Raw genomic sequence first — 23157 nt, 5'->3', positions numbered from 1 at the left:
CCTCCATGCTCTCCCGTCGGCACGGGGCCGTACCGCACCCAAAAGTAACCTCTGGCGTCCCCGGGTCTTCGCGCAGCCGCCCTGGAGTGCTCGCACACCCGTCGCATAGCCTCCCGACCATGACTGCGACGACTGCTGACGTATGGCTGCCCTTCCCGGCCGAGGAGATCGACGGGCTCCCGGAAGGGCCCAACTACCTCTTCTGGAACGGCGGCCCGGACTTCCCCGCCGATCCGGCCGACTGCGCCTATTACGTCGTTCCCTACATGCAGGGCCCCGAGGTCGCGCAGCGCCCGCTCGCCTCGATGACCTCGGTCCAGGTGGTGCAGACGCTCTCCGCCGGCATCGACCACGTCGAGCCCGGCCTCCCCCTGCTGCCCGCCGGGGTGCGGCTCTGCAACGCCAAGGGGGTCCACGAGGCGTCCACCGCCGAGCTCACCCTCGGGCTCATCCTGGCCTCCCTGCGCGGGATTCCCGGGTTCGTCCACGGCCAGGACAAGGAGGAGTGGCGGTCCGGCTTCTACCCGGCGCTCGCCGACAAGTCCGTGCTCATCGTGGGGTACGGCTCCATCGGCTCGGCCATCGAGGACCGGCTCGCCCCCTTCGAGTGCGCGCGGGTGGCGCGCGTCGCGCGCTCCGCGCGGACCACCTCACGCGGCCCCGTACACACGCTCGACGATCTGCCCGCCCTGCTGCCCGAGGCCGACATCGTGATCCTCTCCACCCCGCTGAACCCGTCCACGCAGGGGCTGGTGGGCACCGACTTCCTCGCCGCGATGCCCGACGGTGCCCTCCTCGTCAATGTCGCGCGCGGCGGAGTCGTCGACACCAAGGCCCTGTTGACCGAACTGGAATCCGGACGGCTGCGGGCCGCCCTCGACGTGACCGACCCCGAACCGCTGCCCCAGGGCCATCCTCTCTGGCATGCTCCGAATGTCTTGATCACACCTCATGTGGGCGGCAGCACCTCGGCGTTCGAACCCCGCGCCAAGCGGCTGCTGGCCGCACAGCTCACCCGGTTCGCCGCCGGAGAGCCGTTGCACAACGTGGTCGCGACCACCGGCTGACCCCGCCCCGGCAGCCACGCTGCGGGGCGGTCCGGATGCACGCAGTGCCGCTCACCTCGCATTTCGTCACGGAGCGTAGAGAAGCTATGGCCCTGAGTGACGGATCTGGTGTATCGTCCGACCCGGGGGGCTGCGCCGTGCAAGGGACGGCGCGGGGGGAGCACCGGAACGCGAGGGGGCGACGGGCGATGTGCTGGCCATGGAGAGACGATCCGACGCGGACGAGCGGACGGTCGCGGCCGTCCGCGCCCAGCGGGCGCACCACCCGTCGATGGCCGGATCCATGCCACGGAGCGGTGACCGGGGAGCGGCCGGGGCCGCCTCGGAGCGAGCGGCACAGGAGAGGCTCCACGCGGAGCCAGGCGCCGGGGAGCGCCTGCCCGGCGGGCCCGGGGCGGGGAGCCCTCCGGTGAGCGCGCTGGGGGCCCTGCTCGCCCCGCGGTCCGAGTCCGGGTCCACCGGGATGCGGTCCCGGATCCTGCTCGGTCTCGTCTGCGCCGGATATTCGGTGGGCGCCGCCTTCGGCTGGGGGTCACTGCAAGTCGCGCTCTTCATGGGCGACTTCGGACTCGCCGCAGCCGCGCTGGTCGCCGCGGTCTCGTGCTTCCTGTACGCGCGGACCGGCGCGGGCCGGCTGCGGCCCGCCTGGCTGCTGTTCTCGCTCTCCTCCCTGATGGCGGCCTGCGGAAACGCCGTCTGGGGGTGGTACGAGGTGATCCTCGGCGTCCCCGTGCCCACGCCCTCCCTCGCCGACGTGTTCTTCCTCTGCTTCGCGCCGCCCGCCATCATCGGGCTGCTCGTCCTCGCCAAACGGCCCGTCACCCGGGCCGGCTGGGTCTGCCTCGCCCTGGACGCCTGGCTGATCGGCGGCTCCCTGCTGACGCTCGCCTGGAGCCTCGCCCTCGCGCACACCGCGCACATGGCGGGCGTCCAGGACACCAGCGTCGCGCCCGCGGCCCTGTCGCTGGCCTATCCGCTGCTCGACATCGTGCTCGTCTCGATGGTCCTCGCCCTGCACTTCCGGCGGGCCGGAGTCAACCGCTCCGCGGTCAACACCGCCATCGCCGCCCTGGCGCTCACCGTGCTGAGCGACGCGGTGTTCACCTCACCGCTGCTGCGCTCCACCTACCACTCGGGCCAACTGCTCGACGCCGGCTGGTTCGCCGGGTCGCTGCTCCTCGCGTACGCCCCCTGGGGCGCCCGGCGCGGCGCGCGCCGCCCCGCCCGGCCGGGCCCCCCGCGCGCCATCGCCAGCCGCCCGATCGCCGGCTCCCTCGCCGCCCTCACCCCGTATCTCGCCGCCGCCGTCTGCACCCTGGGCATCCTGTACAACGTGGTCGACGGCCGCCGGGTGGACCGGGTCGTCATCTTCACCGCCTGCACCGTCGTCCTGGCACTGGTCGTCCGGCAGGGCATCATGCTGCTGGACAACATCTCCCTCACCCAGGAGCTGGCCCAGAAGGAGAACCACTTCCGCTCCCTGGTGCAGGGCTCCAGCGACGTCATCATGATCGCCGCGCCCAACGGCACCCTGCGCTACGTCAGTCCCGCCGCCGCCGGGGTCTACGGGCGCGAAGCGGAAGATCTGGTCGGCGCCGAGCTGTCCTCGATCATCCACCCCGAGGACCTCGGCCGAGTCGTCCACGAGGTGCGGCGCTTCCTCGCCGCCCCGCCCCACGAGGAGCCCACCACCCGCATCGAGTGCCGCTTCCGCTCCGGCACCGGCGACTGGCTCAACGTCGAGTCCACCGTCAACCGCCACCAGGGCGGCCTCCTCCTCAACAGCCGGGACGTCACGGAACGGGTCAGGCTGCAGGCCCAGTTGCAGCACAACGCCGAGCACGACCCGCTCACCGACCTGCCCAACCGGGCCCTGTTCACCGCCCGGGTCCGCCAGGCGCTCGGCGGCCGCCGGGCCGGTGACCTCGGCACCGCCGTCCTCTTCATCGACCTCGACGGCTTCAAGCAGGTCAACGACACCATCGGCCACCAGGCGGGCGACGAACTGCTCATCCAGGCCGGCCGCCGCCTCCAGGAATCCGTGCGGGCCGGTGACACGGCGGCCCGGCTCGGCGGCGACGAATTCGCCGCGCTCATCATGGGCGACGGCACCCGCGACCAGGGTGCCCGCGAGTACCAGGTCCACGAGATCGCCGACCGGCTCCGCCTCACCCTCTCCCAGCCCTACCGGATCGGCGCCAGCGAGGTCCGGGTGGCCGCGTCCATCGGGGTGGCCTTCGCCGAGCCCGCCATCACCCCCACGGACCTCATGCGCAACGCCGACCTCGCGATGTACCGCGCCAAGGCCGGCGGCAAGGACCGGGTCGAGCTGTACGCCCCGCAGATGCAGGCCGACGTCGTACGCCGCTCGGAGCTGGCCACCCGGCTGCGCACCGCCCTGCGCGACGGCGAGTTCGCCCTGCTCCACCAGCCCGTCGTCCACCTCGCCAGCGGCTCCGTCGCCGCCGTCGCCGCCCAGGCCCGCTGGCGCTCCGCCCAGGGCATCCTGTTCACCCCCGCCGAATTCCTGCGGGTCTCCGGCGACGACGACCGCACCGCCGAGCTCGGCCGCTGGCTCCTGGAGGAGGCCGTGGCCCAGGCCGCCGACCGCGCCAGGGCCGGGCACCCCGTCGCCGTCTCCGTACGGCTCTCCGCCGCCCGGCTGCTGGACGCCGCCCCGCCGCCCGGCTCCATCGAGGCGCTGCTGACCCGGCACGGGCTGCCCTCCGGCGCCCTGATGATCGAGGTCGCCGACAGCGACCCGCGCGTCTCCTTCGACGCCCTGGAGCAGCGCCTCGTGGCGCTGCGCCGACTCGGCGTACGGATCGCGCTCGACGGCTTCGGCAGCGGATTCGCGGCGATCAACGCGCTGCGCCGGCTCCCCATCGACGTACTGAAGCTCGACCGGAATCTGGTGGAGGGGGTGGTCGAATCGGCCAGGCTGCACAAGATCACCAGCGGCCTTCTCCGGATCGCCTGCGACCTCGGCCTCCAGTCCGTCGCCGACGGCGTGGACGTCCCCGAGCAGGTCCTCGCCCTGCGCGCCATGGGATGCACCCACGGCCAGGGAATGGCCTTCTCCGGCCCGCTCGACGAGTACCGGCTGCGCCGCGCCCTGGTCCGCGGGGAGTTCCCGGTACCGGGCATCCCGAGCCCCCGGCCGGTGATGGCGGGCGGCTCGATCCCCCTGCTCACCGGATCACATACTGAGACGCCTGTCCCACCCACTTGACACGTCATGCGTGCCGGAGAGAGGGTCAATGCCATGCGCACCCGAATTCTCGTACTTGGAAAGCGCGTCGGCTGAAGCAGAGTCACTCCACGACACTCTGCGGACCGCACCCGGCGCGCTCCCCTCGCTTGCCTCACGGCACGAGGGGTTTTTTGTTGCACTGACACCTCTCAAAACGCTGCAAAACACCCGCGAAAACCCTCAGCTTCGAGAAGAGAATGCCGATGACCGAGCAGGCCACCGGGGCCCACCACCCGCAGCCGCGCGCCCGTTCCGGCGGACAGCCGTCCGTCACCGTTGAGCACGTCACGGGCGCGCAGTCCCTCATCCGTTCTCTCGAGGAAGTCGGCGCCGACACGGTATTCGGCATCCCCGGCGGCTGCATCCTCCCCGCCTACGACCCGCTGATGGACTCCACCCGGGTCCGCCACGTCCTGGTCCGTCACGAGCAGGGCGCGGGCCACGCCGCCACCGGATACGCGCAGGCCACCGGCAAGGTCGGCGTCTGCATGGCCACCTCGGGCCCCGGCGCGACCAACCTGGTCACCCCGATCGCCGACGCGCACATGGACTCCGTTCCGCTCGTCGCGATCACCGGCCAGGTCGCCTCCAAGGCGATCGGCACCGACGCCTTCCAGGAAGCCGACATCTGCGGCATCACGATGCCGATCACCAAGCACAACTTCCTGGTCACCCGGGCCGAGGACATCGCGCACACCATCGCCGAGGCCTTCCACATCGCCTCCACCGGCCGCCCCGGACCGGTCCTCGTCGACATCGCCAAGGACGCCCTCCAGGCGAAGACCACCTTCAGCTGGCCGCCCACCCAGGACCTGCCCGGCTACCGCCCGGTGACCAAGCCGCACGCCAAGCAGATCCGCGAGGCCGCGAAGCTGATCACCCAGTCCAAGCGTCCCGTGCTGTACGTCGGCGGCGGCGTCCTGAAGGCCGGGGCCACCGCCGAGCTGAAGGTCCTCGCGGAGCTGACCGGAGCGCCCGTCACCACCACCCTGATGGCGCTCGGCGCCTTCCCCGACAGCCACCCGCTGCACGTGGGAATGCCGGGCATGCACGGAGCGGTCACCGCCGTCACCGCGCTGCAGAAGGCCGACCTGATCGTCGCCCTCGGAGCCCGCTTCGACGACCGCGTCACCGGCAAGCTGGACAGCTTCGCCCCGTACGCCAAGATCGTCCACGCCGATATCGATCCCGCCGAGATCGGCAAGAACCGCACCGCCGACGTGCCGATCGTCGGTGACGCCCGCGAGGTCCTGGCCGACCTGGTCCAGGCCGTCCAGGTGGAGCACACCGAGGGCAACACCGGCGACTACGCCGCCTGGTGGAAGGACCTCAACCGCTGGCGCGAGACCTATCCCCTGGGCTACGACCTGCCCGAGGACGGCAGCCTCTCCCCGCAGCAGGTCATCCAGCGCATCGGCAAGCTCGCCCCCGAAGGCACGATCTTCACGGCGGGCGTCGGGCAGCACCAGATGTGGGCCGCGCACTACATCGACTACGACCGGCCCGCCACCTGGCTCAACAGCGGCGGCGCCGGGACGATGGGCTACGCGGTCCCCGCCGCGATGGGAGCCAAGGCCGGCGCCCCCGACCGCATGGTCTGGGCCATCGACGGCGACGGCTGCTTCCAGATGACCAACCAGGAACTGGCCACCTGCGCGCTCAACAACATCCCGATCAAGGTCGCCGTCATCAACAACGGCGCCCTCGGGATGGTCCGCCAGTGGCAGACCCTCTTCTACAACCAGCGCTACTCCAACACCGTCCTGCACTCCGGCCCGGACGCCCCCGCCAAGGGCACCCGTGTCCCGGACTTCGTCAAGCTGTCCGAGGCCATGGGCTGCCACGCCATCCGCTGCGAGGACCCGGCCGACCTGGACAAGGTCATCGAAGAGGCCAACGCCATCAACGACCGCCCCGTCGTGATCGACTTCATCGTCCACGAGGACGCCATGGTCTGGCCGATGGTCGCCGCCGGCACCTCCAACGACGAGGTCCTGGCCGCGCGTGGCGTCCGCCCCGACTTCGGCGACAACGAAGACGACTGAGAGACAGAGAGAGAACGACTCCCATGTCCGAAAAGCACACGCTCTCCGTCCTGGTCGAGAACAAGCCCGGTGTCCTCGCCCGGATCACCGCTCTGTTCTCCCGACGCGGCTTCAACATCGACTCGCTCGCGGTCGGTACGACCGAGCACCCCGACATCTCCCGCATCACCATCGTCGTGAATGTCGAGGGCCTGCCCCTGGAACAGGTGACCAAGCAGCTCAACAAGCTGGTCAACGTCCTGAAGATCGTCGAACTCGAGCCGTCCGCTGCGATCCAGCGGGAGCTCGTCCTGGTGAAGGTCCGCGCCGACAGCGAGACCCGCTCCCAGATCGTCGAGATCGTCCAGCTGTTCCGTGCCAAGACCGTCGACGTCTCCCCGGAGGCCGTCACGATCGAGGCGACCGGAGGGGCCGACAAGCTGGAGGCGATGCTCAAGATGCTGGAGCAGTACGGCATCAAGGAGCTCGTCCAGTCCGGCACCATCGCCATAGGGCGCGGCGCGCGCTCGATCACCGACCGGTCCCTGCGCGCCCTCGACCGCTCGGCCTGAGCGGACGGACCCCGGGCGGAGCCCGGGGGCCTGCCGCGCGACGGCCGGTCCCGCACTCCGCTCGCATGGCGAGACCCGACAACGCACACGACGCACCCGCCGTACGGTGGGACGCAACACCTGCACACCAAGGAGAAGACCCAGTGGCCGAGCTGTTCTACGACGACGATGCCGACCTGTCCATCATCCAGGGCCGCAAGGTCGCGGTTCTCGGTTACGGCAGCCAGGGCCACGCCCACGCGCTGTCGCTCCGCGACTCCGGCGTCGACGTCCGCGTCGGTCTGCACGAGGGCTCGAAGTCCAAGGCCAAGGCCGAGGAGCAGGGCCTGCGCGTGGTGACCCCCTCCGAGGCGGCCGCCGAGGCCGACGTCATCATGATCCTCGTCCCGGACCCGATCCAGGCCCAGGTCTACGAGGAGTCCGTCAAGGACAACCTCAAGGCGGGCGACGCGCTGTTCTTCGGCCACGGCCTGAACATCCGCTTCGGCTTCATCAAGCCCCCGGCCGACGTCGACGTCTGCATGGTCGCCCCCAAGGGCCCCGGCCACCTGGTCCGCCGCCAGTACGAGGAGGGCCGCGGCGTCCCGTGCATCGTGGCCGTCGAGCAGGACTCCACGGGCAAGGGCCTGGAGCTCGCCCTGTCGTACGCCAAGGGCATCGGCGGCACCCGCGCCGGCGTCATCAAGACCACCTTCACCGAGGAGACCGAGACCGACCTGTTCGGTGAGCAGGCCGTCCTCTGCGGTGGCACCGCCGCCCTGGTGAAGGCCGGCTTCGAGACGCTGACCGAGGCCGGCTACCAGCCCGAGATCGCGTACTTCGAGTGCCTGCACGAGCTGAAGCTCATCGTCGACCTCATGTACGAGGGCGGCCTGGAGAAGATGCGCTGGTCCATCTCGGAGACCGCCGAGTGGGGCGACTACGTCACCGGCCCCCGGATCATCACCGACGCCACCAAGGCCGAGATGAAGAAGGTCCTCGCCGAGATCCAGGACGGCACCTTCGCCAAGAACTGGATGGCTGAGTACCACAACGGTCTGCCCAAGTACAACGAGTACAAGAAGGCCGACAGCGACCACCTGCTGGAGACCACGGGCCGCGAGCTGCGCAAGCTCATGAGCTGGGTGAACGACGAAGAGGCCTAGGCCTCGGGGGAGCGGGGCGGGACCATGGCGGACCCGCCCCGCTCCGCAGTACCCCGGGGGCGTTCCGTACGGCTGTACACCACGTCCACCCTCGTGCGGGTGATCCTTCCACGGGGGCGCGGTAACCGGCCCGTCGCATGACTACACTTCTCAACACATACACGCGTCAGGGCCCACAGTGTCGTGCGTCTACCACGCGGCTAGCCCCTCCACCGCCTGCGGCCGTCGGGACGGCCGTCCGCACTGGACTTGTGAGGACTCACGTGAGCTCGAAACCTGTCGTACTCATCGCTGAAGAGCTGTCGCCCGCCACGGTCGACGCCCTGGGTCCGGATTTCGAGATCCGGCACTGCAACGGCGCGGACCGCGCCGAGCTGCTCCCCGCGATCGCCGACGTCGACGCGATCCTGGTGCGCTCCGCCACCAAGGTCGACGCCGAGGCCCTCGACGCCGCCAGGAAGCTCCGGGTCGTGGCCCGCGCGGGCGTCGGTCTGGACAACGTGGACGTCTCCGCCGCCACCAAGGCCGGCGTGATGGTCGTCAACGCCCCGACCTCCAACATCGTCACCGCCGCCGAGCTGGCCTGCGGTCTGCTGGTGGCCACCGCGCGCAACATCCCGCAGGCCAACACCGCGCTGAAGAACGGCGAGTGGAAGCGCTCCAAGTACACCGGGGTCGAGCTCAGCGAGAAGGTCCTCGGCGTCGTCGGCCTCGGCCGCATCGGCGTCCTGGTGGCCCAGCGCATGTCGGCCTTCGGCATGAAGATCGTCGCCTACGACCCCTACGTGCAGCCGGCCCGCGCCGCGCAGATGGGCGTCAAGCTCCTCAGCCTGGACGAGCTGCTGGAGGTCGCCGACTTCATCACCGTGCACCTGCCGAAGACCCCCGAGACCCTCGGTCTCATCGGCGACGAGGCGCTGCACAAGGTGAAGCCGTCGGTCCGCATCGTCAACGCCGCGCGCGGCGGGATCGTCGACGAGGAGGCGCTGTACTCCGCCCTCAAGGAGGGCCGCGTCGCCGGCGCCGGCCTCGATGTGTACGCGAAGGAGCCCTGCACGGACTCCCCGCTGTTCCAGTTCGACCAGGTCGTCTGCACCCCGCACCTCGGCGCCTCCACCGACGAGGCCCAGGAGAAGGCGGGTATCGCCGTCGCCAAGTCCGTCCGCCTCGCCCTCGCCGGTGAGCTGGTCCCGGACGCGGTCAACGTCCAGGGCGGCGTCATCGCCGAGGACGTACGCCCCGGTCTGCCGCTCGCCGAGAAGCTCGGCCGGATCTTCACCGCGCTCGCGGGCGAGGTCGCGGCCCGCCTCGACGTCGAGGTGTACGGCGAGATCACCCAGCACGATGTGAAGGTGCTGGAGCTCTCCGCGCTCAAGGGCGTCTTCGAGGACGTCGTCGACGAGACCGTCTCCTACGTCAACGCCCCGCTGTTCGCGCAGGAGCGTGGTGTCGAGGTCCGCCTCACCACCAGCTCCGAGTCGCCCGACCACCGCAATGTGGTCACCGTGCGCGGCACGCTCGGCGGCGGCGAGGAGGTCGCGGTCTCCGGCACGCTGGCCGGCCCGAAGCACCTCCAGAAGATCGTGGCCATCGGCGAGCACGACGTGGACCTGGCGCTCGCCGACCACATGGTCGTCCTGCGCTACCAGGACCGTCCCGGCGTGGTCGGCACGGTCGGCAAGATCCTCGGCGAGGCCGGGCTGAACATCGCGGGCATGCAGGTCTCGCGGGCCGCCGAGGGCGGCGAGGCGCTCGTCGTCCTCACCGTCGACGAGACGGTCCCGCAGCCGGTGCTCACCGAGATCGCCGAGGAGATCGGCGCGTCCTCGGCCCGCTCGGTGAACCTCACCGACTGACCCACCTGTACGACCCCGGCTGCCGGGCGCCCCTCCACCGGGGTGCCCGGCAGTTGTTTCTCCTCCGGCCGGCCGGCCGGCCCATGCACCCCTATGGGCCCGGGGTTGGGTCCTGGGGCCCACGACGCGCGAGGCCCCCCGACCCTAGGGTGACCGGTTGTCATGTCACTTATGGGCGCCGGGGGTCGGATCACGTATGTCTGCTGTCGGTGGCATACCCGTAGCGGGAGGCCCGGCTCCGGCCGCCGCCCCCCGGCGTGACCTCCCCGGCCCGCTCGCCCTGGTCCGGGTGCTGCTCCTGGTCCTGCTCGGCGCGACGGTCCTCGGCGCGGTCGGCCTCTCCGGCTCGGCGCTCGCCGCCGACGCCATGGGCGCCCAGGTGTTCGGCATCCTGCTGTACGCGTCCGCCCCCGGGGTGCTCTGCGCCCTGCTGGCCCGGCATCTGCGTACGGGCGGCCGACGCGTGCTGTGGGGGACCGTCGCCGTCCAGATCTGGCTGATCATCGGTGGCCTCGGCAATGTGTCGGACGGGTCGCCGGACGGGTTCACCCAGCTGGTGCTGCCCGTCGTGATCCTGGTGCTGCTGCGCCGCCCGCAGAGCCGCGCGTGGTTCCTGCTGCCGCCCCGGGAGCGCGGGGAGCCGCCGAAGTTCTCGCTCCCGCACATGATCACCTGGCGCCGGGACCGCGGGCAGTCCGCGCTGGAGTACCTGGGCCTGGTCCTGATCGTCGTCGCGCTGATCGGGGCGCTGACGGTGGGTGGCCTCGGCGGCCGGATCACGGAGGGGCTCCAGTCCGCGATCTGCTCGCTGACGGGCAGTTCGTGCCCGGTGTCGCCCGGTGGCAGCGACACCGTCGCGGGAGACGACCCGGGCGGCGGCGCGGACGGCGGTACGTCGGGGAGCGCGGACGGCGGGGCCGACGGGGGCGCTGACGGGGGCGCTGACGGAGGCGGATCCGACGGTGGTTCGACCCTCACGGGTGGTACCACCACGGGCGGCTCGACCGGCGGCGACGCGACGGGCGGTACGGGCGGGACGGAGGGTTCCGGCGGCACGGGCGGCTCCGGCGGGACAGGGGGCGCCGGAGGCCCGGAGGGTACGGGCGGCACGCAGGGCTCCGGCGGTTCCGAAGGCACCCGGGGCACCGGCGGCGCCGACTCCTCCGGTGGCACCGGAGGCCCCGACGACGGCCGCCCCGGCACCGGCGAGGACACCTACTCGGAGGACCACGAGGAGCCCGAGGCCGCCTACGACGTACAGGCGTCCGACGACGGCGACGGTGAGGGCGAGGGCGGCGAGCAGGCCGAGGAGCAGGAGGACTGCGGCGGCTGGGGCTTCTTCGGCTGCGCCTGGGACCGTACGACCCAGGTCTTCAAGGGGCTGGTGGTCGACGGGATCTGGGGCGACATCACCGGCATCGTCGACCTGTTCAAGCCGGAGACCTGGTCGGGCCTGGTCGACTACGGCAAGCAGCTCGGCGACCAGTGGGTCACCGACTCCGAGGGCGCGGGCGACAAGTGGGCCGACGGCGACTACCTGGGCGCGCTCCTGGACTGGGGCGGGGCCTCCGTCAACACGGTGATCACGGTCGGGGACGACATCTTCGTCGGGGACGAGGTCCGCGAGCGCTGGAACAACGGCGAGAAGACCCGGGCCGTCACCGATGTCATCTGGAACGTCGGCTCGCTGTTCATCCCCGGCTACAACGTGGCGAAGGTGGTCGGCAAGGCCGGCAAGCTCGGCAAGGTCGGCAACGTGGCCTCCGAGATCGCGGACGCGGCGGGCGATGCGAGCGCCGCTGCCCGCCGGGCCCGCCAGGCCGCGGACGCGGGCGACCTCGACGGCGTACGCCAGGCGGCGAAGGAGGCCGACGAGGCGGCGGACAGCGCCGAGGACGCGGCGCGCCGCACCGGCTGCGTCATCGCCGGCGGTCCGCCCAGGGTGCCGTACGGAGGCGGCGGCGGAAGTGGCGGTGGCGGTGGGTCCGGCGGTGTGCCGGGCGCGGGCACCGGCGTGCTCGCGGGCGGTTCCCCGGGCCGGATCGTCCTCGCCGAGGGCGGCTGCGACGAGGCGGCCAAGAAGGCGGCCGACGAGGCGCGGGCGGCGGAACGCCAGGCGCACCTGGACCAGAAGCGGCTGGAGGAGCCGGACCGGGCGCGCCGGGCGGAGGCGGACAAGAAGAAGTACCCGGAGCCGCAGCGCAACGACACCTCCGACCCGCGCAACTACAACCCGCCGTCCTGGGCCGACGATCTCAAGGACCGCACGTTCGGCGACGCCGACGGGGGCGACGGCTACTGGGCCAGCCGGGACCGCAACCCCGCGCCGAACTGGAAGAACGAGTCCTGGCTCCGCTACCAGGAGCAGGTGACCGGCACCAACCGCGGCCAGGAGTACGTCGTCCCGCACCCGCGCGAGGGCAAACCGGCGGTGGAGTACGACGGTTGGGACTCCTCCCGCCAGACGTTCCTGGAGGCCAAGAACGGGTACGGCAGCTATCTGTCCCAGTCGGACAGGGGCTCCCTGACCCCGTCCGGGAAGGACAAGTTCGTCACCGAGGCCCGCGCCCAGGTCGAGGCGGCCGGCGGCCGGAGCGTGGAGTGGCACTTCTCCGACCCGGACGTGGCCAAGGCCGCCCGCAAGGCGTTCCGTGACGAGGGGCTGCCGATCAAGGTGGTGCACACCAAGCCCCACCCGGGCGACAGCACCAGAAAGCCGGGAGCTTTCGACGAGTAGTTCCTACCCGGCCCGGGGGCTTCGGGCCGAGTAGCCTGCAACGCGTGGTGATCCCCGGCCGCCGGGCCGGCCGGGGGAGCCACGTGCAGCGGGCAGGCCGACGGAGGAGAGACGAGCATGCGACGTGTAGTGCGGGGCTTCTGGGGTCCCCGGCCGGAGCCGGTCGAGGCGGTGGCCGACCGATGGCTGCGGACCCTCGACGGGATCGCCGAGCTGGTCCCGCAGGCGGCCGACGTCTGGAGCCAGGTCCACGGCAGCGGGCCCGCCACCGCCTTCACCGCCGACCGGGACGCCCTGCTCGGCGCGCTCCGTACCGCCCAGAGCGCGACCGACTGGTCGGACCGCACCGGGACCGGGCTGCGGCTCGTCGGGACCGGCGCGGCCGGCTGGCAGGCCGAGGTCAGCGGACTGGCCGGCGGTGCGCCGGAGTTCCTGCTCCAGTCGCTCGCGATCATCCTGCACGCCCCGGACGAGGCAGTGGTGCCCGAGGAGGCGCTGCTCTCCCTCGTCGCCCGGGTGTGGGAGCCGGACTTCGGCGACGTGAGCGACGACGACGTGCTGGACGCGCTGGAGGACGACGCCGGCTACTCCGTCGGCGCCCCCGTCGTCGGACGCACCGGATACCTCTCGCCGGCCCGCGCCGCCCTCGTCCCCGACGACCTGGAGACCGTCCGTGAACCGCTGCCCGGCGGCGGGGAGTTGCTGAGCATCGCGGCCCCGGGTGACAGTGCGACCGTGGTGCGGGTGTACGAGCGGCTCCGCGAGGCGGGGGCCCTGGCGCCGCTGCCCCGCCCGATGGACCGGGCGGTGCTGTGACCTCCCGGGCGGGACAGCCCTTCGATCTCGGCCGGGCGCTGACCGAGGTCGGGGAACTCCTCACCGCCCCCCTGCCGCCCACCGGCCCCACGGAGGCGCTGGGCGACCCGGCGACCGGCGAGTGGACCGCCACCCAGGGGCCCGGCTTCCGTGTCGTGCCGCTCTGGGAGGGCGACCCGATGACCGGTGTGTACGCCCCCGAGTGGAGCGACGCGGAGGAGGCGGCGGAGGCCCGTCTGAGGTCCCTGGCGGAGGAGTTGGGCCACCGCTGGGGCCCGCACACCGAGGTCCCCCTGCATGGGCCGCTGCTGCGGTGGCAGGGCGGCTCGGCGGTGGACCCGCTGGTCGAGGCCCTGTTCCGGCAGGACCTGTACGGGGACCTGGTGGTGTGGGGCCCGGTGGGCACCACCGGCCGTCGGATCGCCCTGACGCTCGGACGGAGCGACGGTGACCAGCCGCTGGTGCTGGCGGCTCTGGTCAGCGACCGGGCTGTGGCGGCGAGCGACGGGAGTTCGCCGTCGTAGCGGGCAGGTCCTGCTCGGCCCAGACGACCTTTCCCTCGGGCGTCCGGCAGGAGCCCCACCGGCGGCAGAGCATGTTGATCAGCTGGAGCCCCCGGCCGCCCTCGGCGCTGAGGGGGGCGTGCTGGATCTGGGGCAGATCCGGCCCGATGTCCGAGACCTCGACGCACAGCCGGTCGTGGCGCAGCAGGCGCAGCCCGCTCGGCCCGCCGCCGTAGCGGAGGGCGTTGCCGACGAGTTCGCTCACGACCAGTTCGGTGACGTCCATCAGCTCGGAGAGCGACCAGCGTTCCAGCTGGGCGCGGACCAGACGGCGCGCCGCCCCGGCGGCCGACCCGTCGTCCGGGAGCGACCAGACGACCACTTCCGCGTCGGGCTGCGCCAGGGTCTCCGCCATGAGCATGACGGCGTCGTCGAATCGCCCGCCACCGCAGCTGTCGGTCCCGGTCCAGATCGCCTCGCAGGTGTCCGCCAGGGCGGCCGGCGGGCCGTCGACCGACGCGCGCAGGCGTTCCAGCGGAACATCGACGTCCTCGTGCCGGTTCTTGATCAGCCCGTCGGTGTACATCACGATGCGGCTGCCCTCCGGCACCTTCGCCGTCACCTCGTCGTAGGGGATGACCCCCGAGCCCAGGGGGGCGCCCGGGGGCACGTCCAGGAAGGCGGCCCGGCCGGCGGCGTCGATCATCAAAGGCGGCAGGTGGCCCGCGCTGGCCATCCGGTACGTCCGCTCGGCGTGGTCGTAGACGGCGCACAGGCAGGTGGCGACCTGGTCCTCCTCCAGGTCGCGGGCGGCCAGGTCGAGCCGGGCCAGTACGCGTTCCGGTGAGATGTCGAGTCCCAGGAGCGTACGGGCGACGGAGCGCAGCCGGCCCATGGTCGCCGCGGCCGCCAGCCCGTGGCCCATCACGTCACCCACGACGAGGGCGCTGCGTCCGCTCGGCAGGGCCACCACGTCGAACCAGTCGCCGCCCACACCGCCGGGGTCGACGGCGGGGCGGTAGCTCGACATGACCCGCAGGCCCGGCGTGGAGGGAGCGGCGCGGGGGAGCAGGGCGCGTTGCAGCTCGACGACGGCCGCGCGCTCACGCCCGTACAGGCGGGCGTTGTCCACGAACACCGCGGCCTTCGCCGCCAGCTCGCACGCGAGAGCCACGTCGGCGTGCGAGAACGGTGGCCGGTCCCCGGACCGGAGGAAGTCGACGAGTCCCAGCAGGACACCCCGGGAGACGAGGGGCAGCGCCAGATAGCTGTGCACTCCCGCGCGGCGCAGGACGAGGGCGGCGTGCGAGGTGGGGGCGATGTACTCGTACTGTTCCGGTGCGATGCGTCGCACCAGGGCCGGTCGGCGCGTGGTCAGGCACCGATGGGCCACCTTGGAGGGGTGGGCGGTGGTCAGCTCCCCCACCGGGTCCGGTTCCAGGTTCCTGAGCTCGTCGATGTGGGCCACGGCCATGGCCCGGGTCAGGGGCGCGTCGGCCGATCCGCTCCGTTCCCCCTCGCCTCCGCGCAGGATCGATTCCAGCAGGTCGACCGCGGCCGCGTCGGCCAGTTCCGGTACGGCGTAGTCCGCGAGCTCCTGGGCGGTCCGGTCCAGGTCGAGCGTGGTACCGATGTGGGCGCCCGCCGCGTTGAGCCATTCCAGGCGGCGGGTGCCGCTCATCGCCGTGGCCGCGCCCACGGCGCGCCGCAGGATCCGTGGAACGGGCAGCCGGTCGAGTGCGGCACGGAGCGGTGTGCCCGGCCGGCCGGGAGGGTGGTCCACGTGGTACCCCTTTTCGCGCAGGGGGCATTCGGAGCAGCACTTCGATGCAGCACTTCGATTGTGCCCGCACCGAGCCGGTCCGGCCTCCGGAAGCCCCGGTCCGGGACGGACCGACGCCACTTCCCGAGCCGCTGATAGGGTCCGTCGACATCCGCTGTCCCGTGCCGCTGTCCCGTGCCGCTGTCCCGTGCCGCTGTCCCGTGCCGCTGTCCCGTGCCGGAGAGGGTTCATGAAGCTGCTCCCCCTGTTCCTCCGAAGGCCCGTCGAAGCGGTGTACGAGCGTCGGCTCGCCGCCACCCTGGTGGGCCTGCCGCGCCCCCAGCACGTCGGAATCATGGTCGACGGCAACCGGCGCTGGGCCCGCGAGGCCGGGCACACGGACGTCCGGGAGGGCTACCGCGCGGGCGGTGCCAAGGTGACCACGTTCCTCGGCTGGTGCGCGGCCGCCGGGATCGAGCACGTGACCCTCTTCATGCTCTCCGACGACAACCTGGGCCGCCCCGCCGAGGAGCTCGGCCCGCTGATCGAGGTCATCGAGGAGACCGTCCGGGACATCACGGCGGAGGGCCGGGACTGGGAGGTCCGGGCGATCGGCTCCCTCGACATGCTGCCCGGCACCAGCGCCCGGGTGCTCAAGGAGGCCACCGCCGCCACGGCCGGGCGCGGCGGCCTCAAGGTGGACGTGGCGGTCGGCTACGGCGGCCGGCGCGAGATCGTCGACGCCGTGAAGAGCGCCTTCGAGGAGCACATCGCGGCCGGCGGCGACCCCGCCGAACTGGTCGCCCGGTTCGGGATCGACGACATCTCCCGCCACCTCTACTCACCCGTGGCCGACCACACCGACTTCATCATCCGCACCTCCGGGGAGCAGCGCCTGTCCGGCTTCCTGCTCTGGCAGTCCGCGTACGCCGAGATGCACTGGGTGGACTGCTACTGGCCGGCGTTCCGGCACGTGGACTTCCTGCGTGCGCTGCGCTCGTACGCCGGCCGGGAACGCCGCTTCGGCAAGTAGCGCCCGCGGCACCGGCGCGTGAGGAGCGCTCAGAGCGCCGCGTCGCGGTGGGTGGTGCGGCCGTCGACGACCGTGAGCAGCACCGGCAGGCCCGGCAGCTCGACGGCAGGGGTGGTCAGGGGGCTGTCCGCGAAGACCGTGAAGTCGGCGCGGCTGCCCACGGCGAGCCGGCCGGCCTCGTGCTCGTCGCCCGCCGCCCAGGCGGCGTTGACCGTCATGCCCTGGAGCGCTTCGAGGGCGGTGAGAGCCTGGCCGGGGCCGTGCGGCGGCTGGGTGAGGTCGCGGCCGGGGCGGCGGTGGCGGGCGCCCGCCATGACGCCCAGCGGCGGGAAGGGCGCGATCGGCCAGTCGGAGCCGAGGACCACCCGCGCGCCCGCGTCCCACAGGTCGCGGCAACGCCAGGCCCGGGAGGCACGCTCCTCGCCGAGCCGCCGCGACCAGTTGTCGGTGTGGTCGGCCCGGGTGAAGTCGCAGCAGTGCGTGGGCTGCATGGAGGCGACCACGCCCAGCTCCGCGAACCGGGCCACGGTGTCGTCGGGCACCGTCTCGATGTGCTCGATCCGGTGGCGTACGGCAGGGCCTCCGGCGGTCCGGGCCTGCGCGACCGAGTCCAGGGCGTGGCGTACGGCGGCGTCCCCGATCGCGTGGGTGGCGGTGGGTACCCTGGCGCGGTGCAGCTCCCCGACGACCCGGGTGTAGACCTCGGGGTCGGGCCAGAAGGCGTGGGTGGACTCGCCGTGGCAGTCGGGGCGCTCCAGCCAGGCGGTGCCGTTGTCGATCGTGCCGTCCATGAACAGCTTGACGCCCGCCGTCCGCCACAGGGTCCCGCCCGTACCCTGCTGCCCGATCAGCTCCCGTACCGCGTCCGCGTCCGCACCGGGCTGGCACCAGGGCGCGACCCGCAGCCGCAGCGGCAGATCGCCCGCCGCGTCCAGTTCGGCGTACAGGGCGAGGCTGTCCCCGTTCGCGTCCATGGCATGGCCGCCGGTGAGCCCGGCGGCGGCCATCGAGCGCAGGGCGGCGGCCAGCCGGTCGCGGCTCTCCTCACGGGTGGGCCGGGGCGCGGCCCGCTCGACGAGTTCGCAGGCGGCGTCCTCCAGCAGCAGCCCGGTCGGCCGCCCCGCCACGTCGCAGACCACCTCGGCGGCCTGGTCGAACGTCCGGGGGCCGGCCACCCCCGCCAGCTCCAGCGCGCGCGGGCTGGCCAGCATCGAGTGGGCGTCGAAGAGCTGGAGCAGGGCCGGTACGCCGTCGAGCACGGGGGAGAGGGCGGCGGACTCCACCGGCGCGTCGCCGAAGACGTTCGGGTCCAGGCCCCAGGCATGCAGCCAGGCGCCCGGGGCCAGCCGCCGCACTTCGCCCGCGAGCGCTGCGCGCACCCCCGCCAGGTCCGTACAGCCGGACAGGTCGAGTCCGTGCGTCAGCTCGGCCCCCGAGACCGGGTGGAGATGCCCGTCGACCAGGCCCGGGGTGACCACCGCGCCCTTGAGGTCGATCACCGTGGTCGAGGCATCGGCCAGCGCCCGGATCTCCCGGTCGCCGCCCAGCGCGGACGTCCGTCCGCCGGACACGGCCAGCGCGGTCTCCGGCAGGACCCGGCCCGTGACCGGGTCGAGGAGTCGGGCGGAGAGGAGGACGAGAGAGGTACGCACGGTGGCTCCAGGGTGCTCGGGAGGCAGGTGGGTAGGACGGCAGGCAGCTAGGCAGCCAGGCAGCCAGGCAGCTAGGCAGCCAGGCAGGTCGGCGGGAGGCGGGAGGCGGAAGGCGGTCGGCGAAGGGCGAAAGGCGAAGGGCGAAAGGCGAAGGGCGAAAGACGGTCGGGCGCAGGCGGCCAGGTGCGGGCGCTCAGGCGCTCGGACCGCTCAACGCGCCCTCGGCCAGGCCCAGTTCACGCTCCGCCGTGATGTGTGCCATCCGGGCCACTGCGGCGGGCCGCCCGCTCGTGTCGGTGTTGGCGTGGGCGCCGAGCCCGTCCAGCACGACCAGGATCTGAACGGTCGTCACCGACGGGTCCGGGGTGCGGAACTCGCCGCGCTCCACGCCCTCCCGGATCAGGCTCTCCAGGCGTCCGCGCCAGGCGGCCTCCTGTTCGGCCACCCGGTCCCGCAGGGCGGGCCGGTAGCGGCTGAGGTGGCGGGCGTTGATCCAGAGCCGGCTGATCGCGTCGTACTCCTCGCCCGTCGTTCGGCCGAGGAAGCCCGCCAGCCGCCGCACCGGGGAGATGCCCGGCGGGCCCTCGGGCAGCAGTGCGTCCAGCTCACCGCTCGCCGCGGTGCCGAACGCCTCGGCCACCAGCTCCTCGGCGGACGGAAAGTAGTGGCTGATCAGCCCCGGCCGGACGCCGAGGTCGTCGCCGATCCGGCGCAGGGTCACGCACTCCAGCCCCTCGGCGAGGGCGACGGCGGCGGCCGTGTCGACGATCTCCGCTCGCCGGGCGGCAGGGCTTTTCCGAACACGGGGGCGCTGAACGCTTGACGACATGCCGTGAACGTTATTGAGTGTGCGACCAATAAGCAAGCAGGCGGGTACGAACCAGCACTCGGAGGGCCCATGGCGTCCACGATTCCCGACCCGGTACCGGGTCGGCACGACCCCGCGTACGCCCCGGCGGAAGCCGCTCCGGCGACGGGAGCCCCTCGCCCGGTGGAAGCCCCTTCCGCCCCCGAGCGTGCGGCGGCCCGCATCGAGGCCCACGGCATCGACCACATCCCCGACGCCGACCGGCGCGGACGACCGCGCGAACTGTTCGCCGTCTGGGCGGCCGCCAACGTCAACTACCTGAGCCTGCTGGCCGGCGGAGTGCTCGTCCTGATCGGTCTGACCCTGGCGCAGGCGCTCGCGGTGATCGTGGCCGGTAATCTGTTCTGGCTGCTCACGGGGGTGCTCGCGCTCTCCGGACCGGCCTCGGGCACCCCGAGCGAGGTGATCACCCGGGCGATCTACGGTGTGCGCGGCAACCGGGTCAACAACGCGGTCGTCGGCTGGGCGATCTCCGTCTGCTACTTCGCCCTCAACCTGGCCGCCGCCGCGAGCGCCGCCACCGCGCTCGTCGAGCGCGCGGGCATCGCCCCCGGCGACGGGGTGACGGCCGCCGTCGTGGTGGTGATCGCCGCACTGACGCTGGTCATCAGCGTCTGGGGGCACGCCGCGATCATGAAGCTCTACCTGCCGATCACGCTCGTCCTGGCCCTCGCCTTCGCGGTCGTCGCCCTCAGCGTCTTCGGCCACGCCGATCTCTCCTACCGGCCCGCCGAACCCCTGGGCGGGACGGCCCTGTGGGCCACGCTCGCCGCCGGTCTCGCGCTCATCGCCTCGGGCCCGCTGTCTTACACCACCAGCGCCGACTTCTCCCGCTATCTCCCCCGTACGACATCGAAGCGGGCGGTCGTCGGCTGGACCGCGCTCGGCGGCTTCGTGCCCAGCGTCGTCGTCTGCTCGCTCGGCGCGCTGGCGGCCACGGCGGTGGACATGAGCGACCCGCAGACCGGGCTCGAATCGATCCTGCCCGGCTGGTTCACCTCCGCCTTCCTGCTGGCCCTGGTCCTCGGCACGATCGCCATCAACGCCCTGACCGCCTACAGCGCGGGCCTCGCCCTCCAGGCCGTGGGCCTGCGGATCCGACGCTCGTACAGCGTGCTCGTGGACGGGGCCGCGGCGGTCTCCCTGACCCTGTACGCCCTGCTGGTCTCCGACCTGCTCGACACCATGAGCGACGTCCTCCAGCTCACCGTCGTCCTGCTCGGCCCCAGCACCGCCCTCTACGCCACCGACATCCTGCTGCGCCGCAACCGCTACGACGGCCCCGCGCTGACGGACGAGAGCCGCGGCAGCCGGTTCTGGTACACGGGCGGGGTCCACCTGCCGGGAGCCCTCGCCCTCACGGCGGGTGTCGCCGCCGCGGCGCTGTGCGTGGACACCGTCTACACCGGGCCGGTCGCGGCGGCGCTGGGCGGCGTGGACCTGTCCCTTCCGGCGGGCATGCTCGTCGCGTCCGGGTGCTACGCGCTCCTGACGCGTCCGCGACGGGACGCCCTGCGCCCCGGCCGGCGTTAACAACGCTCGTGATCAATACACCTAGAGCCGCGCCCGCTTCACCGCCATGTGCAGCAGCAGCCGGTCCTCCCCGTCGTTCAGGTCGAGGCCGGTGATCTGCTGGATCCGGGAGAGCCGGTAGTACAGCGTCTGGCGGTGGATGCCCAGGGCGGCGGCCGTCCGGCCAGCCTGGCCCGCGCAGTCCAGGAAGACCTCCGCCGTGTGTGCCAGCTCCCGGTGCGACGGGGTCAGCAGCGAGGCGACGGCCGGGTCCCCGGGGTCCGTGCCGGTGCCCGGGAGCGCGGTCAGCAGGCGGTACGCGCCGATCGCCGACCAGCGGGCGACCGGGCCGAGACGGGGCTCGGCCCGGGCCGCGCGGGCCGCCGCCGTCGCCTCGCGCCAGGAGACCGTCAGCGTGTCCAGGCCCCGGCGCGGCGTGGCGATCCCCCCGGTGACGGCCGGGTCCGCGCCGGTGCGCAGCCGGTCCGCGGCGCTCAGGGCCGGGTCCAGGCGGTCCGGCGAACGCAGCCGGACGAGCGCGGCCAGCGACAGGGGACCGGCGGCCCCCGGTGCGGCGACCGTCGCCAGCGCGGCAGCCGACGCCACGCCCCGTACCGACGGCGTGTCGTCGGCCCACGGCGTCACGCACACCACCGTGTGCAGCCCCTCCGCGTCCCGGCCCAGGGCCTCGCCCAGCGCGGCGACGGCCGTGTCGTGCTGCCGGCCGGGGCCCGCCGTGAGCACCGCGCCGAACTCCCGCGAGAGGTCCGCGCCCGCCCGCTCCTCGTCGAAGAGCAGCGCCCCGATCCGGGCGGCCACCTCCATCGCGGCGGCGAGCTGCTCCTCGGTCGGGCCCGGGTCCGCGTCGAGCAGCCAGACGTAACCGAGGACGACACCCCGATGGCGTACCGGAAGGCAGATCCGGTCCCGGAACACCCCGGCCTTGGGCGCGGCGGGGATCCGGACGGGCCCGGTGGCCCGGGTGATGCCGAATCCCTCGAACCAGGCGCGGACGGCGGGCGTGGAGCGGCGGGTCAGGATCGAGCGGGTGCGCACCGGGTCCATGGCCGTGTCGTCGTCGCTGTCATGGGCTCCGAAGGCGACCAGGCCGAAGTCACGGTTCTCCAGGGTGGCCGGGGCGTCGAGGAGGGACGAGATCTCGTCGACCAGTTCCTGGTAATCGCCTGTCACTCCGCCATTCTGCACCTCCGCGCGGCCTTCCTCATACAGATGTCTGAGATGACGGCCACGGATGCGTGACAGGTGTCGATGGCACAGCTTGCGCGGGGTACCTAGATTTCACAGTGGTTATCCGTGCCGTACCGGTTCGTTCGTTTCGTACCACTACGGCCCCTCGTCCGTCATTCGTGGAGGTGCCCCGTGCTGGGTCCCGTGATTCTCGCCGCATCGCGCAGCGACAAGATGCGCCGGTTCGTCTCGGCCGCGCCCGGCACCAAGCAGGTCGTCGACCGCTTCATCGCCGGCGAGACCGTGGACCAGGTCGTCCCGATCGTCGAGGACGCCGCGGACAAGGGCCTGGAAGTCACGCTCGACGTCGTCGGCGAGGACATCACCACCCCCGCGCAGGCCGAGGCCGCCCGCGACGCCTACCTGGAGCTCATCGAGCGCCTGAAGGCCCTCGACCTGGGCCCCCGAGCCGAGATGTCCGTGAAGCTCTCCATGTTCGGTCAGGCGCTGGAGAACGGTCACGAGCTGGCCCTCGCCAATGTCCGCCCGGTCGTCGAGGCGGCCGCCGCCATCGGCACCACGGTCACCCTGGACGCCGAGGACCACACCACCCTCGACTCGATGTTCGCCATCCACGAGGAGCTGCGGAAGGACTTCCCGCAGACCGGCTGCGTCATCCAGTCCTACCTCTTCCGCACCGAGGACGACGCCCGCCGCCTCGCCGCCGCGGGCAGCCGCGTACGCATCGTGAAGGGCGCCTACAAGGAGCCCGCCTCCGTCGCGTACCAGGACAAGGCCGAGATCGACAAGGCGTACGTCCGCATCACCCGGATCCTGATGGAGGGCGAGGGCTACCCGATGATCGGGTCGCACGATCCCCGTCTCATCGCCATCGCCCAGGAGCTCGGTCGCCAGGCCGGGCGCAAACTGGACGAGTACGAGTTCCAGATGCTGTACGGCATCCGCAGCGACGAGCACGTCCGGCTGGCGGCCGAGGGCCACCGGATGCGCGTCTACACGGCGTACGGCACCGACTGGTACGGATACTTCATGCGCCGCCTCGCGGAGAAGCCGGCCAACCTGCTGTTCTTCGGCCGCTCGATCCTCACCAAGGGCTGAGCGGCCCCCGGGCTGACCCACACCCCCGCCGACATCAAGGAGACAAGGCA

Annotated in this window: 16 protein-coding genes; 12 read left to right on the top strand and 4 right to left on the bottom strand. The window is 72.5% G+C overall.

Features of this window, described 5'->3' with window-relative positions:
- Window positions 1–119 precede the first annotated feature (119 nt).
- The 9 genes from IE145_RS28670 to IE145_RS28630 all read left to right on the top strand — a co-directional run bounded on the left by IE145_RS28670 (window position 120) and on the right by IE145_RS28630 (window position 13994).
- Window positions 120–1067, top strand: a complete 948-nt coding sequence (locus IE145_RS28670) for a 2-hydroxyacid dehydrogenase (protein WP_189528341.1) — start codon at window positions 120–122, stop codon at window positions 1065–1067.
- A 409-nt stretch (window positions 1068–1476) separates the two neighbouring features.
- Window positions 1477–4299 carry a putative bifunctional diguanylate cyclase/phosphodiesterase gene (locus IE145_RS28665; protein WP_189528347.1) on the top strand — a complete coding sequence of 941 codons (2823 nt, stop codon included), beginning with the start codon at window positions 1477–1479 and terminating at the stop codon, window positions 4297–4299.
- 218 nt (window positions 4300–4517) lie between these two features.
- The gene (locus IE145_RS28660; RefSeq protein WP_189528340.1) at window positions 4518–6365 is read left to right on the top strand and encodes an acetolactate synthase large subunit; all 1848 of its coding nucleotides are present in this window, start codon (window positions 4518–4520) and stop codon (window positions 6363–6365) included.
- 23 nt (window positions 6366–6388) lie between these two features.
- Window positions 6389–6916 carry an acetolactate synthase small subunit gene (gene ilvN / locus IE145_RS28655; protein ID WP_006127785.1) on the top strand — a complete coding sequence of 176 codons (528 nt, stop codon included), beginning with the start codon at window positions 6389–6391 and terminating at the stop codon, window positions 6914–6916.
- Window positions 6917–7059: 143 nt separating this feature from the next.
- A complete protein-coding gene (ilvC, locus tag IE145_RS28650; protein WP_006127786.1) occupies window positions 7060–8061 on the top strand; it encodes a ketol-acid reductoisomerase in 1002 nt (333 codons plus the stop codon).
- 263 nt (window positions 8062–8324) lie between these two features.
- Window positions 8325–9917, top strand: coding sequence for a phosphoglycerate dehydrogenase (gene serA, locus IE145_RS28645; RefSeq protein WP_189528339.1), 1593 nt, complete (start codon window positions 8325–8327; stop codon window positions 9915–9917).
- Window positions 9918–10113: 196 nt separating this feature from the next.
- On the top strand, window positions 10114–12654 hold the full coding sequence (locus tag IE145_RS28640) for a Tox-REase-5 domain-containing protein (RefSeq protein ID WP_189528338.1): 2541 nt from the start codon (window positions 10114–10116) through the stop codon (window positions 12652–12654).
- Window positions 12655–12771: 117 nt separating this feature from the next.
- Complete coding sequence (locus IE145_RS28635; protein WP_189528337.1) at window positions 12772–13470, top strand: hypothetical protein; 699 nt, start codon at window positions 12772–12774, stop codon at window positions 13468–13470.
- The gene (locus tag IE145_RS28630; protein WP_189528336.1) at window positions 13467–13994 is read left to right on the top strand and encodes a hypothetical protein; all 528 of its coding nucleotides are present in this window, start codon (window positions 13467–13469) and stop codon (window positions 13992–13994) included. The genes IE145_RS28635 and IE145_RS28630 overlap by 4 nt, the downstream gene beginning before the upstream one ends.
- Here IE145_RS28630 and IE145_RS28625 read toward each other — a convergent pair.
- On the bottom strand, window positions 13948–15654 hold the full coding sequence (locus IE145_RS28625; protein ID WP_229825918.1) for an ATP-binding SpoIIE family protein phosphatase: 1707 nt from the start codon (window positions 15652–15654) through the stop codon (window positions 13948–13950). The two genes, IE145_RS28630 and IE145_RS28625, sit on opposite strands and share 47 nt — an antisense overlap.
- A 331-nt stretch (window positions 15655–15985) precedes the next feature.
- Between IE145_RS28625 and IE145_RS28620 the strand changes: the two genes are divergently transcribed.
- Window positions 15986–16768: an isoprenyl transferase gene (locus tag IE145_RS28620; RefSeq protein ID WP_189528334.1), complete on the top strand. Its 783-nt coding sequence runs from the start codon at window positions 15986–15988 to the stop codon at window positions 16766–16768.
- Between the two features lie 29 nt (window positions 16769–16797).
- Here IE145_RS28620 and IE145_RS28615 read toward each other — a convergent pair whose 3' ends face one another.
- Both IE145_RS28615 and IE145_RS28610 read right to left on the bottom strand, forming a co-directional pair.
- Window positions 16798–18420 (bottom strand): amidohydrolase, encoded by a 1623-nt coding sequence (locus tag IE145_RS28615; protein WP_189528333.1) that lies wholly within the window; start codon window positions 18418–18420, stop codon window positions 16798–16800.
- 193 nt (window positions 18421–18613) lie between these two features.
- Window positions 18614–19249 (bottom strand): TetR/AcrR family transcriptional regulator, encoded by a 636-nt coding sequence (locus IE145_RS28610; RefSeq protein WP_189528332.1) that lies wholly within the window; start codon window positions 19247–19249, stop codon window positions 18614–18616.
- A gap of 69 nt (window positions 19250–19318) precedes the next feature.
- On the opposite strand from IE145_RS28610, the gene IE145_RS28605 reads away from it, so the two are divergent.
- A complete protein-coding gene (locus tag IE145_RS28605; protein WP_189528331.1) occupies window positions 19319–20821 on the top strand; it encodes a purine-cytosine permease family protein in 1503 nt (500 codons plus the stop codon).
- Between the two features lie 21 nt (window positions 20822–20842).
- Here IE145_RS28605 and IE145_RS28600 read toward each other — a convergent pair whose 3' ends face one another.
- On the bottom strand, window positions 20843–21991 hold the full coding sequence (locus tag IE145_RS28600; RefSeq protein ID WP_189528330.1) for a PucR family transcriptional regulator: 1149 nt from the start codon (window positions 21989–21991) through the stop codon (window positions 20843–20845).
- A 189-nt stretch (window positions 21992–22180) separates the two neighbouring features.
- On the opposite strand from IE145_RS28600, the gene IE145_RS28595 reads away from it, so the two are divergent.
- Entirely contained in the window at window positions 22181–23107 is a 927-nt protein-coding gene (locus IE145_RS28595; RefSeq protein WP_189528329.1) for a proline dehydrogenase family protein, read from the top strand.
- Window positions 23108–23157 lie beyond the last annotated feature (50 nt).

Source organism: Streptomyces sindenensis, assembly GCF_014649035.1.
Classification (GTDB): Bacteria; Actinomycetota; Actinomycetes; order Streptomycetales; family Streptomycetaceae; genus Streptomyces; species Streptomyces sindenensis.
The sequence above is the reverse complement of the archived record's forward strand: the minus strand, read 5'-3'. Positions and strand labels throughout refer to the sequence as shown.